The 13,014-nt window shown below is 42.6% G+C and carries 12 protein-coding genes; 9 read left to right on the top strand and 3 right to left on the bottom strand.

Going from position 1 to position 13,014, the window contains the following annotated elements:
• The first annotated feature begins 138 nt into the window (after positions 1–138).
• The 3 genes from IGJ44_RS11885 (at position 139) to IGJ44_RS11875 (ending at position 1,938) form a co-directional block, all read left to right on the top strand.
• Positions 139–600 carry a GAF domain-containing protein gene (locus IGJ44_RS11885; protein WP_074536031.1) on the top strand — a complete coding sequence of 154 codons (462 nt, stop codon included), beginning with the start codon at positions 139–141 and terminating at the stop codon, positions 598–600.
• A gap of 178 nt (positions 601–778) precedes the next feature.
• The gene (locus tag IGJ44_RS11880) at positions 779–1,006 is read left to right on the top strand and encodes a hypothetical protein (protein WP_005229082.1); all 228 of its coding nucleotides are present in this window, start codon (positions 779–781) and stop codon (positions 1,004–1,006) included.
• Between the two features lie 158 nt (positions 1,007–1,164).
• Positions 1,165–1,938, top strand: a complete 774-nt coding sequence (locus IGJ44_RS11875) for a hypothetical protein (RefSeq protein WP_074536030.1) — start codon at positions 1,165–1,167, stop codon at positions 1,936–1,938.
• Between the two features lie 74 nt (positions 1,939–2,012).
• On the opposite strand, the gene IGJ44_RS11870 is transcribed toward IGJ44_RS11875, so the two are convergent.
• A complete protein-coding gene (locus tag IGJ44_RS11870) occupies positions 2,013–2,348 on the bottom strand; it encodes an antibiotic biosynthesis monooxygenase family protein (protein WP_074536028.1) in 336 nt (111 codons plus the stop codon).
• Positions 2,349–3,058: 710 nt separating this feature from the next.
• Here IGJ44_RS11870 and IGJ44_RS11865 point away from each other — a divergent pair.
• From IGJ44_RS11865 to IGJ44_RS11850, 4 genes are all read left to right on the top strand, one after another.
• On the top strand, positions 3,059–4,720 hold the full coding sequence (locus tag IGJ44_RS11865) for a peptide ABC transporter substrate-binding protein (protein ID WP_430605726.1): 1,662 nt from the start codon (positions 3,059–3,061) through the stop codon (positions 4,718–4,720).
• A gap of 188 nt (positions 4,721–4,908) precedes the next feature.
• On the top strand, positions 4,909–5,982 hold the full coding sequence (locus IGJ44_RS11860) for a dipeptide epimerase (RefSeq protein WP_167826982.1): 1,074 nt from the start codon (positions 4,909–4,911) through the stop codon (positions 5,980–5,982).
• Between the two features lie 21 nt (positions 5,983–6,003).
• Positions 6,004–6,915 carry a C40 family peptidase gene (locus IGJ44_RS11855; protein ID WP_074536023.1) on the top strand — a complete coding sequence of 304 codons (912 nt, stop codon included), beginning with the start codon at positions 6,004–6,006 and terminating at the stop codon, positions 6,913–6,915.
• 36 nt (positions 6,916–6,951) lie between these two features.
• Positions 6,952–7,716 (top strand): serine hydrolase, encoded by a 765-nt coding sequence (locus IGJ44_RS11850; RefSeq protein WP_074536021.1) that lies wholly within the window; start codon positions 6,952–6,954, stop codon positions 7,714–7,716.
• A 53-nt stretch (positions 7,717–7,769) separates the two neighbouring features.
• Here IGJ44_RS11850 and IGJ44_RS11845 read toward each other — a convergent pair whose 3' ends face one another.
• Positions 7,770–8,471: a GntR family transcriptional regulator gene (locus tag IGJ44_RS11845; RefSeq protein WP_074536019.1), complete on the bottom strand. Its 702-nt coding sequence runs from the start codon at positions 8,469–8,471 to the stop codon at positions 7,770–7,772.
• A 171-nt stretch (positions 8,472–8,642) separates the two neighbouring features.
• Between IGJ44_RS11845 and IGJ44_RS11840 the strand changes: the two genes are divergently transcribed.
• A complete protein-coding gene (locus IGJ44_RS11840; RefSeq protein WP_015510115.1) occupies positions 8,643–9,947 on the top strand; it encodes a PTS sugar transporter subunit IIC in 1,305 nt (434 codons plus the stop codon).
• A gap of 15 nt (positions 9,948–9,962) precedes the next feature.
• Entirely contained in the window at positions 9,963–11,378 is a 1,416-nt protein-coding gene (locus tag IGJ44_RS11835) for a glycoside hydrolase family 1 protein (RefSeq protein ID WP_074536017.1), read from the top strand.
• Positions 11,379–11,431: 53 nt separating this feature from the next.
• Here IGJ44_RS11835 and IGJ44_RS11830 read toward each other — a convergent pair whose 3' ends face one another.
• On the bottom strand, positions 11,432–12,532 hold the full coding sequence (locus IGJ44_RS11830; RefSeq protein WP_074536015.1) for a mandelate racemase/muconate lactonizing enzyme family protein: 1,101 nt from the start codon (positions 12,530–12,532) through the stop codon (positions 11,432–11,434).
• Between the last annotated feature and the right edge of the window lie 482 nt (positions 12,533–13,014).

The following is a 13,014-nucleotide window of genomic DNA, read 5'->3' as shown; positions in this document are numbered from 1 at the left end:
CGTTGACTATTGGTACGAGTGGATGGATAGGCTATTTTAGGCAACAGTTCTTTTTTTACATTATTGTTTCCCATACTCAGTAATTTAGACAAGACAAATCCTCTGTCTTTGCTTATAATCAAGGACAGAGGTGAGAAAATGAATAAAAAAATCGAAGCGTATGAATTGATGCTTCTGCAATTAAAAGGATTACTAGAAGCAGAGAGTAATTGGATCGCTAATCTAGCAAACTCTTCTGCTTTATTAAATGAAACATTGGAAGATACGGTGTTTGCCGGCTACTATTTGTTTGAAGAAGGCGAACTGATCTTAGGCCCGTTCCAAGGAAGAGTATCTTGCACCAGAATCACTATGGGCAAAGGGGTTTGTGGAGAGTCAGCGGCAAAACAAACGACATTGATCGTCCCGAATGTCAAAGAACATGAGAACTATATCTCTTGTGACTCGGCAGCTATGTCTGAAATCGTTGTTCCTATGATAGCTGATGATCAATTGATTGGTGTTTTGGATATCGATAGTGGCAAAACGAACAGCTATGATGCGATCGATCAGAAATATCTTGAAGAATTTGCGGCGATCCTAGTAGCGAGTCGTAAATAAATCGTCATTTCTTAATAATTAGCAAAAAACAATATAACGTTTACAAAGCAAGTGTTCATTGAATAATGGGCACTTTTTTCATTTTTGTTTTAAATAGACATGCATATCGCTTTATTTTATTAGAATTAGATGATAAGATGATAATACAATTAGAGAAACGAGTAGTAAGGAGCGCATTATGGAAGCAGAAACAATTGTATTAGGTAAAGCATATGAATGTAAACCAGTCGGCTTAGAAAGCCGCGTTATCGGAGAAGTGGTCAGAAAAATGGAACGTTGTGCCGTTTTGCATGTGATCCGTTATGAAGAGACTGATCATGACGAGCTTGAAGAACGTTGTGGACGAGTTGTGGCAAAATACAACGAGATCTATCAACCAGCATTGGTTGAATGCTTTTCTAGCTAAGGGTTAATCCCAATCAAGCGAAGCCATGCACGTAAACCAATTCCCTTAACAAAGGGGCTGTTTCTTGGAAGCAGCCTCTTTTTTTGATTCTTGGACACCGCTGCGTAGAAAAATACATGCTATAATGGGCGAGAAACTAGCAGAAAGCAGGGAGCGAAATGGAATTAGAAAAAACGGTCATTGATGACAAACAGATGCTTTTTGAATTGCCGAAGGAAGCAGGGCAACTGCAAATTGTTAAAGGAAAACTTATTGAAACAAAAGACAATACCGTCCTTTTAGCCATAAAAGAAGGCCAATTACTATCAGTTGCAGATGAGAAAACATTTGATGACAAGCAAGAATATGATCGCTTAATGATCCTTACACCACCTTGGGAGATCATGGCGCCATACTTAGCAGCCTATTATCAAGAGAAATATCAACTGTCCAATGCTTCCAACGCACCTATCGTGATTCCACAGGAACTGCAACAAGGGGTCGCTGTTTGTGCGGAACCATTTGATTGCTTGATCGATTTTCTGGGTTATGTATCTACCAGCAAAAAGGAAACGAAAGCGGTGAAAAAAGGGGGCAAGCCTCGTCATAAATGGTCAAAAGAATTACAAGATGAACCCTTTATGGTGGATTATCAAGGAAGTACAGCAACGGTCTATTGGCAGAAACGCAACGAGGTTCGAATTGAAAAAGGCGCTACTTTGCGTCAAGAGGTTCCTTTGAACAAAGACGGCTCGGTGGGCTTTTCAGCTCGATTAGCAGAAAAGATACGGCAAGAGAATCAATCAGCGATCAAAGAGGGACGAACGATTGAAGACGTCGTATTAAAAAGTGTCAATGAGGTCGGCATGTTTCTTTACTATGGGGGAACCAATGGCTGGCTTCAATTAAAAGATCAGCAAGGAAGAACCCTGAACGAGCGAACGGTGGAATAGAAAAGAAAGACACTGAACAAGAAAGCGATCCACCAAAGCGAACGGAATCAGCTTTGGTGGATCGCTTGTATCGTTTAACTAGGAGTAGGCTCTTCATCGATCAAGACAAATTCTTGACCTGTTTTGGACAAAACAAGGCTCGGTTTTGCAGTTCCTTCCTTTTCTGCTCGATACGCCTCTCGGTGCTTTTGCAGATGTTCGGGGCGTTTTAACCAAGCTTGAAATGCTTTTTTCTCAGTCCATTTTGACACCAACTGGAAAACGAGGCTGTCTTTTGATTCTGAAAACCAAGCTTCAGCAGAGTGACAGCCAGCAAATGTTTTCATTGAGGCGGTATCTTTTTTCATTTTAGCTAGAAAGATGTCTTTGCCTTCTGGAATGACTTCAAATGCGACGGTACGGATATACATGAAATTCCTCCTTTGACTGTGAGTGATTTCATTTAGTATAGCGCTAATTGAGAATCATTGTCAATTAGCGTAAGGAATTTGTACATTTTTATCGATTTTCACTTTTTGATTAAATCATTCAAAAGCCTTGAACAAATGAAAAAAGTACGTATAATTAATATACGTACTGAAGAGTCCGAAGAGTATTGGAGAAAATGGATACTTGGGGAAGTCTTTCTTTTCTCACGTGCAATACTCTTCGTTTGTTTAGTGTACCACTCCCATTTTAAAATAGATACGTTTTTTTTACTTTCTGAGGAGATTTCTTTTATTCCTTGAGTTGAAAGGCAAAAAAGTGGGAAGGCTCTGAGAAAGCGCTATGAAGACGAAATTTATGTCTTCTTTTTTTGTGTGAAAGGGAAGGAAAATTAAGAAAGTTTTTTTATCCATTTTACCTGCGAAATGATGTATAAGAAAGTATCAAAAGTTCTGATTACTAGAAGATCAGGACTTTTTTGTATGCTTTCTTGGCACGACTCCTTTCAACGATATTCAGTATAAAGTCGCTCTTTTCTACTTTTTACATTCAGAAGAGCGCTTCTGACACAACCATGTAACCTCTTACATTTTTTGGTCGTGTTAAATTGACAGGCTGCATAAACATGCGGTAAACTCGGTACAACAAACAGAATTTTTTGAATTATCTGAATGTTAGAAGGGGATGAGTAAAAATGGGGAAACGTAGCAAATATGCAGTATCGCTTGTGTTACTAGGCAGCTTATTTTTAGCAGCTTGTCAAAATGGCAATGAAGATAACGAGACGGATTCATCAGCCGCTTCTTCTGCAGAGCAAGTGATCAATGTGCAATTTTCGGCAGAGATGGGCAGTGCAGATATTTCTTTAGCAACCGACTCTTACAGCTTTATCACGTTAAACAACGCCTATGAAGGTCTTTATCGCTTAGATGAAAACAATGTTCCTGTGATCGCTGGTGCAAGCGAAGACGCTGAAGTTAGTGAAGATGGGCTTTCTTACACCATTTCACTGCGGGAAGAGGCAAAATGGTCCAATGCCGATCCAGTTACTGCAGCTGATTATGTTTTTAGCTGGCAACGCACCGTTGATCCAGCCACTGCTTCCAATTATGCTTATATGCTGGCACCCGTTAAAAACGCTGCCGCTATTTCAGATGGTACGCTAGATAAAAGCGAGTTAGGGATCGAAGCAGTCAATGATCATGAATTGAAAATCACGTTAGAAAAACCGACGCCTTACTTTTTATCTTTACTGGCTTTTCCAACTTTCTTCCCGCAAAACGAGCGTGTCGTAGAAGAGTTCGGTGACCAATATGCCTTAACCAGTGAAAACGCGGCGTACAATGGACCATTCCTATTGACCAATTATGCTGGACCAGGCACCGACATCCAATGGACATTGGCGAAAAATCCCGATTATTGGGATGCTGATTCGGTCAAACTTGAAACAATTAACTTTGATGTCGTGAAAGACTCATCGACCGCTTATAACTTGTACGAAAGCGGACAAGCCGATGACATTATTTTAAGCGGTGAATTGGCGATGCAGAATGTGAATCATCCTGATTACATTGTTCAGCCTAGTGCAACCACTCAGTATTTAGAAATGAATCAAGCACCAGAAGATTCGCCTTTTCGAAATGCAAATCTGCGCCAAGCCATTTCGTATAGTATGAATCGACAACAAATCGTTGACAATATTTTAGGTAACGGCTCCTTACCGGCGGTCGGTTTTGTTCCTTCTGACCTAGCGTTTAATCCAGAGACAAAGGCTGATTTTGTCGAGGATGCGGCAACCACGTTAGCCTTTGACGAAGAAAAAGCCCAAGAATATTGGGAAAAGGCAAAAGCTGAACTGGGTATCGATACATTGTCTTTTGAACTGTTGACATCAGATACCGATCAATCGAAAAAAATGGCAGAATACATTCAAGGTACCTTGCAGCAAACACTGGATGGGCTGACTGTCGAAGTCACAAACGTTCCATTTTCTGTGCGCTTGGATCGTTCAAATAGCGGCGATTTTGAGATGGTCATGAACAACTGGATCGGGGATTATGCAGATCCAATCAACTTTTTGGAATTGTTCAAAAAAGACAGTTCCTATAATCGTGGAAAGTGGCTAAATGATGACTACAATCAATTGATCGAACAAGCCTCCAATGAAAATGCTAACAATCCAGAAGCTCGTTGGGAAAATATGGTAGCAGCAGAAAAAATCTTAAACGACGACTTAGGCGTTATTCCACTCTTCCAAAGTGCTGAAGCACATCTACGGTCGCCAAAAATCAAAGGCCTCATCGTTCATAGTGTTGGCGCGGCCTATGATTATAAAAATGTCTTTGTCGAAGAATAAGGAGAAAAAAGCTCCTTTTGTCTATTCATTGTCTGACTTCGCCAAAGAGGGCAGCAGACGAGAAAAACGTTACTAGAATGTTTAGCAACTTGATAACAAGGAATAAAGCAGTTCTTTTTCTAGCAGCGAACAATGACGTATTCATTTTAGCTAGATAAGAACTGTTTTTCTTTTTGGGAGGAACACCAATGAAAATCACAGCAGTTGAAACCAAACGAATTCCGATCCAGCTGAATGCACCGTTTAAAACGGCCCTCAGAGAGGTGCACGCCGTCGAAGTGATTCGAGTGCTGCTTTTTTTTGATAATGGGATCGTTGGCATCGGAGAAGCAGCACCTACCGAAGTGATCACCGGTGATACAAAAGAAAGTATTTTAAAAGATATCGAAACGGTCTTTGCCCCGTTCCTGTTAGGCAAAAAGGTAGATGCCCAATTGCTAGTAATGGATGAGCTTCATGCGTTGATCCAGCATCATACGAGCCCAAAAGCGGCGATTGATATCGCGATGCATGATGCACTGGCAAAAGCGGCAAACTTGCCTCTTTATCGCTATTTAGGTGGTTCTGCCAATACACTGACAACCGACTATACGATCAGTGTTGGCTCACAGGAGCAGATGCTGCATGATGCCCAAGCGAAAGTCCAGGCGGGATTTCGCTCCTTGAAAATCAAACTAGGGGCAGGAACGATCGAAGAGGAAGTTGCGAAAATTCGCCGCATCAATGAAAGCTTGGCAGGAAAGATCCCCTTTCGAATCGATGCGAATCAAGGCTGGACCAAAGAAGAAGCGGTGCAGATTTTAGACCAATGGCAAGACATTCCGATCGAGTTTGTTGAACAGCCAGTAAAAGCCCATGATTTTGCTGGACTCAGCTATGTGACTGCTCGTACGACGATTCCAATCATGGCCGATGAAAGTCTTTTTTCCTATGAGGATGCCAAGCGTTTGATTGCTGAAAACTGCTGCAATTATTTGAACATTAAATTGATGAAAAGCGGCGGGATCAAAGAGGGACAAAAAATTTATCACTTGGCAAAAGAGCATCAAGTGCCGGTGATGGTCGGTTCGATGATTGAAGGGTATGGGGGAATGGCGGCAGCCGCCCATTTTGCTTTGGGGATGGCTGATGTCCAATTTTATGATCTGGATGTTCCTTTTATGTGGGAGACCCAAACGACTTCCCCTGAAACACAAGGGATTCTTCAGCGTCCAGGAAGCTTGAGCGTCACCGAACGCATCGGGCTAGGAATCAACGAATAAACAGTTATGAGAGGAGCAAAGATGAAACAAATTGTTCAGGCTGGCTCTTCCTTCTTATGGAAGGAACCCAAAGAAAACAAAGTACTAGCAAAAATCAAAGCATTTCCTTTAGAAGCGCTGCACACTTTTTTGACTGATGAAGATACGATGCGGCTTTACCAGGAAAGCTTAGTGGACTCCGAAGTATTATATGGGACGATAGTAGAAGTCATCGCCCAAACGGATGGTTGGTCCCATGTGATCGTCTTGGATCAAATAAGCAATAAACACCCACTCGGGTATCCCGGTTATCTGCCGAACGAGGTATTGAAGCCATTGCCACCAGATTATGCAACAGCTAAAAGAAGGATTGGTGTGATTGCAAAAGAAGCCGTGCTTGTTTTTGACTCGACCACACGACTCGTTTCTTTTGGAACAGTTTTACCACTTGTTGGGGAAACCGCAGATTCCTATCAAGTGGCTACGCCTAATGGACTAGCAACGATTGCTAAAGCTTTTGCACACGACCTATCGGATACATGGGCAAAGCTCCCAGAAAAAATGGTTGCTTTAGCCGAACAATTTATAAACCAGCCCTATGTCTGGGCAGGCATTAGCGGCAGTGGCTTTGATTGTTCTGGATTCATGTATTCGCTGCATCGACTTCATGGTATTTTGATCCCCCGTGATACGATCGAGCAAGCACAACAAGCAAACACCGTACCTTACAGTCAGGCACAACCAGGGGACCTGCTGCTGTTTGCTTATGAAGAAGGAAAAGGCGAAGTCCATCATGTTGGGCTGTACTTGGGAGATGATGAAATGATTCATTCAAGAACACCCGGATCGCGGGTCATGAAAACCAAAATCACTGGCTCTAATTATGAACCAGAGCTCGCAGTTGTGGCGCGTTATTGGCAAAAACAGCCGAATGAATCACAGGAATGCTCATGAACATTCTTTTCATGAACGTAAGGAAAGGGGCATTTGATGGGAAAAGATGACTTGCGTGTAGCAATTGAGCCTATTCTAAAAAACTATCAGACAACCTTGGAAATGGGTTTATGGATCGGTACGCCAACGGAATGTCTCATTGACTATCAGAGTCAAAAGTCGTTTTCGGCAGCGAGTATCAGTAAGCTTGTTTTGTACGCGTATTATCTTGAACAGATTATCGAAGAAAAAATCGATCCGCAACAGCTGATCGGTGTGAACGCCGTTGATCTGACAGGGGGTGCTGGGGTGATCCGTCTTTTTCCTCAGAAGAAAGGTTGGACCATCAGTGAACTTCTCACGGCGATGATCGCCGTATCTGATAATACTGCGACCAATGTACTATTGGACTTAGTAGGGTTGACCACGCTTCAGGCCTGGATTCAGGAGCCAGAGATTCAATTTGAACGGTATATGATGCGACCGACCAAAGACAAAGAGAACCGCTTGACCCCCGCGGCGGCTGCCAAACTACTACTAAGGTGTGTTAAACGAGAAGAAGCTGCACTAGGATTTTCACCCTTAAATCAGCAGCAATTTCAAGAAGGATTAGCGGGAAATTTTGCGGAAACTGCGTATCCTGCTTGCCGCATTTTTAATAAGACAGGCCGTCTTGACCGCATCGAACACGATGTAGCGTATTTACAAGCCAATGAAACGACGATCATCATTGCGGCATTTTCCTATGATAAAACCGGTAGTGGTCAAGGGATCAGTTGGCTAAGAGAAATTGGTCAAACAGTCTATCAGCAATATTTTTAAGTAAAATGCGCTGCGTATCGCTCCTCACTTAGAGGCACTTGATCCGCAGCGTATTAATTATTTACAACAATAAAATCCCCCATATCATAGCGGTGCCGTGATTGTGAAAATTCAAAAGGCGTCCCATCGCCGAGGTAAACCGTTTGCTCAACTTCTAAAATGGGATCGGTGGCAGCACAAGCTAAGTATTGCTGGTCATAGGTGTCTGCACGATCCGCTTTGATACGACGGACAGATGTTCCAATCGAGGAGTGGAGTTGGTTCGTGATGTAGCTATAGACGGAAGAGGATAAGACTTCTTCGGTAATGCCAGGAATGACATGAAGCGGCATGATGGTATATTCTAAAACCACGGGTATATCGTCAAACAGGCGCAAACGAACGATATCATAAATTTGCTGGTCACTGCGAATTTTTAGTTTTTCTTGTTCTTTCTCATCGGGAAAAAGAATGGCAAAAGAAATGATCTTGCTGGTGATTTTTCCTGTCTCTCCAAGGCGCTTGGTCAGGCCACGATTGATCTTGGCGTTGTAATCGAAGGTTGAATAGGAATCACTGATAAACGTACCCGTGCCTTTTTTACCGTAAATAATGCCTTCCATTTGTAAAATATTCAATGCTTTTTGAATCGTCACGCGGCTCGTTTGATAATCCGCAGCCAGTTCGGATTGCTTCGGCAATTTTTTCTCTTCTTCGTAAAACCCGTGATTGATTTTGCTCCGTAAATCGGCAGCGATGTCATGGTAGTTCGCCATTTGCTTCACCTCAAAATAATAATAAGTGATAAAACGAAGTATGTAAACGTGGAGCTTTACATACCCTGTTTTGAAGGCTTTTCCTGCGTTTACATTCTTCAGGAAATGAATTACATTTGTAATGTAATCGTTTTCTAACAATTGAAGAATAGGGGTATAGGAGGGAGTTTTATGCAAGGATTTATGGATCGACTCGCTGACGTTTTAGGAAAGTTTGCCAATAGGATCAATAATTTACGCTACATCATGGTCATTAAAAATGCCTTTGCTGCTTTGATTCCAGTAATCATTACAGGGGCGTTTGGTACATTGTTTTCAGCAATGGTTTTTGATGCTGAAAATGGATTGGCACAAATCGAGGCACTGCGCTTTTTAGAAAGTTTAAAACCGATCTCATCTGCGGTCAGTTATGTGACGTTGAGTTTCTTAACGATCTATGCAGTGTTTCTGATTGGGATTGAGCTAGCAAAATTAAATAAGATTTCTGGGGTCTTTCCAGGAATCATCGCAGTGATGTCTTATCTTTCTGTTAATCCAATGATCTTTGAATTTTTGCACGAAGATGCGACGGTGGTTGCCGAAAACGTGCTGGCTAAGCAATATACTGACACGAAAGGCCTATTTTTAGGCATGTTCGTTGCGATCGTTTCCATCGAGCTTTATGCGTGGTTAGGAAGACAAAAACGGCTGCAGATCACGATGCCTGATAGTGTTCCAGGGAATGTTTCGGCAAGTTTTTCGGCATTGTTTCCAACGATTTTCACCGTGACCATCATCGCCACCGCTGGTTTTGCTATCAAAGCACTCACAGGGATGTATGCTTACGATATCATCTACAATGTCGTCCAACGACCACTGGAAGGGATCGTCCAAGGATTACCAGGTATCTTGTTGTTGATGTTTATCGCACAAGTTTTTTGGGTCATCGGGATTCATGGGAACCAGATGGTCAAACCCATTCGCGAACCATTGTTGCTGGCAGCGATCGCTGTCAATACGGAAGCTTTTGAAGCTGGAAAAGAAGTACCCAATATTATTACGATGCCGTTTTGGGATATGTATATGAGTATGGGCGGCTCTGGGGTTACGATTGGGTTGCTGATTGCGATTTTGATCGTCGGCAAGCGGGAGGACATGCGCCAAATCACTAAATTGTCATTAGCACCTGGGATTTTCAATATCAATGAGCCAGTGATCTTCGGAATGCCAATTATGCTGAATCCCATTTTGGCGATTCCCTTTATCCTGACACCGTTAGTAACAGGAACGATTGGGTACGTGGCGACAAGTCTAGGCTTTGCCGCTAAAGCCGTGGTAATGGTCCCATGGCCGATGCCACCGATCGTCAATGCTTATCTAGCTACTGCTGGGGATATCGGGGCTGTGATCACGCAAGTTATCTGTATTGTCGTGGCGATTTTGATCTATCTACCTTTTGTTTTGGTAATGAATCGTACGACCAATGAAGTTGCATAAAGGAGTTTTAAAAAAATGGTAAAAATACCTGAAACATTTATTTTAGGGGCTGCTTCGTCTGCTTGGCAGACAGAAGGCTGGCAAGGAAAGAAAGAAGGGCAAGATTCGTATCTCGACCGCTGGTACAAAGAAGAACGCTTTGTCTGGCATAATGGCTACGGGCCTGCTGTTGCGACGAATTTTATGGAAAAGTTTTCAGAGGATGTTGAACTGATGCAGGAGGTTCATTTGACCCATTACCGAACATCGATCAACTGGGCGCGCTTCTTTACCGACCATGAACAGCTGATCGTTGACGAAGATTATGCTGCTCATATTGATCAGCTTATCGACCAATTGCTTGCGGCTGGGGTCGAACCGATGCTTTGTTTGGAACATTATGAACTGCCAGCTAGTTTGATGGATGCCTATGATGGCTGGAGCTCGCGGAAAGTGGTCGATCTATATACCCGTTATGCCGAAATCGCCTTCGAGCGTTACGGTGATCGAGTCAAACAGTGGTTTACCTTCAATGAGCCGATCGTTATTCAGACTCGTTGCTATCTCGATGCGATCCGCTGGCCCCATGAGCAAAACACAAAAAAATGGATGCTTTGGAATTATCACAAAGTATTGGCATCCGCCCAAGCGGTGGCTGTCTATCATGAAAAAGGCTATGAGGGGCGCATCGGTTGTGTGCTAAATCCAGAAATGGTTTACGCACGCTCTTCCTCACCAGAGGATCAAAACGCGCAAAAAATGTACGATCTTTTTTTCAACCGAATCTTTTTTGATCCAATGGTCAAGGGGCATTATCCAGATGAACTTATCACACTTTGCCAAACCTATGACATCTACTTTGATCCGACAGAAGAAGATTTGGAAACGATCCGCACCCATACGGTGGATTTCTTAGGTGTCAATCAGTACTACCCGAAACGCGTGCGGGCACCACGATATCAATGGCATTCGGATACACCATTTCATCCAGAAATGTTTTATGAGACCTTTGATTTGCCAGGAAAACAAATGAATAACTCCCGTGGCTGGGAAATCTATCCGAAGGTCATGTACGATATGGCCAATTATCTTAAAGAGAATTATGGCAATATTCCATGGCTGATCACTGAAAATGGTATGGGGCGGGAAAATGAAGAACAGTATATGGATGCCACAGGTCAAGTCCAAGATGATTATCGGATTCAGTTTATTACCGAACATCTTTACTGGCTGCTAAAAGCCGTCGAGGAAGGCGCCAACTGCGAAGGCTATATGCTTTGGGCATTTACCGATTGCGTTTCACCTATGAATGCGTTCAAAAACCGCTATGGTCTCGTACGAATCGAGCTAAATGAAGAACGGACTCGGTCATTAAAAAAATCAGCCGCTTGGTATCGTTCCCTGATTGATGAACGGTGGCTTCAATTTGAAGAAAAACCATTGATTCTGTAATAAAAACCCACGTTGATTTCCTCATCCTAAAGGAAATCAGCGTGGGTTTTCAGTTAAAAGGGTTGCTTATGAGGAGCAAGTTTCTCCCAGTCAAAGGTGACGCCAATCCCTGGTTCTTCTGGGGCAATCGCACAGCCATCGGATGGATCGATCACTAACGGTCTCGTGGTGTATTGATCGATTGGGAAACTGTGCATTTCGAGATACCCAGCATTAGGCATCGCTGCTAGTAGACTAACGTGCAATTCTTGCATGCCATGTGTAGAAACAGATAAGTTACTTGTTTGTGTTAAGGCAGCAATTTTCAACCAGCCGGTGATCCCCCCGCAATTGGAAGCGTCGGGTTGCGGAAAATCGACATTGCCATATTTGATCATATGAGCAAATTCGATAGGGGTGCGTAAGTTTTCTCCGCCTGCCACCGCAATTTGCCCTTCTTTAGCGATACGAGCGTAGCCTTCGTAATCTTCGGGGATCGTTGGTTCTTCAAGGAACAAAATGTCATAAGGCGCCATCAGTTTGGCGGCTTTGATCGCTTTTTCAACAGACCAGCTCATGTTGGCATCCACCATAAAGACAACCTCAGGACCAATCAATTCTCTGACCGCTTTTATTCGAGCAATATCTTCGGCAAGTGTTTTTTGTCCCAATTTGATTTTGACCGCTTTTAATCCCATGTCTAAATATTTTTGATTATTGGCTAAGAGTTTTTCAAGAGGAAAGTTTAGATCAATCGCACCACCATAGCATTTTACTTTGTTGCTTGCGCCGCCTAAAAGTTTGTAGAGGGGTTCTTGTGCTTTTTTCGCACGTAAGTCCCACAAGGCGATATCACAAGCCGCAATGGCGAAACTTGCTAAACCGCCTCTGGCAACATAGTGGATGCCCCAGTTCATCTGATCCCACAAGGCTTCCACACATGCTGGATCTTTCCCTAAAAGGATCGCTTTTAGTTCTTTATCGATCAGTTTGGCGATCGATTCGCCACAGAAGCCACCAGTATACGTATAGCCGACCCCTTCACGTCCATCATCAGTAACGATCTTGACGATAGGCACTTCAAAGTGGGTGTGTAAGCCGTGCTTCGCATCTTCCATGATTTCTGGAAGAGGTATCCGATAATACGCTGTTTGTACATCTGTAATTTTTGCCATTAAAAATCCTCCTCAAATTAATGTTCACGTGTGCATTTTAATGTTAACGTTTGCATAACCATGGTAGCATGGGAAGGCGAGATTGACAAGGCTGAATTTCCTCAAATTCAAAACTTTAAAAGAAGGAGGATCGCTATCGAAGGGATCGCATCTCATCAACTGATGCTTCACGTAACGATTTAGAATATAAACAGATATTGGGAATATTAGCTAGAAATGAAGTGAAACCCCTATAAATTGTCACAAAATAGCATTTTGTTTATTTTTAAAGCATAGTTATTGAATAAAAATCATTTTTGTATTATGATTATCTTAACAACGAGCAATGAAGAGTACTGGGGCAAATGAAAGCTTGGGGAAGTCTTTTATTTGGGATACCCAGTACTCTTATCTTTGTTAAACGACAAGTGAAATACAAAAGAACGACTGAACTTCTTTGGTTCAGTCGTTCTTTTGTATTTCAAAAAGCGAGCGAGAGTAAC

The organism is Enterococcus sp. DIV1368d, assembly GCF_050542975.1.
Classification (GTDB): Bacteria; Bacillota; Bacilli; order Lactobacillales; family Enterococcaceae; genus Enterococcus_D; species Enterococcus_D casseliflavus.
The sequence above is the reverse complement of the archived record's forward strand: the minus strand, read 5'-3'. Positions and strand labels throughout refer to the sequence as shown.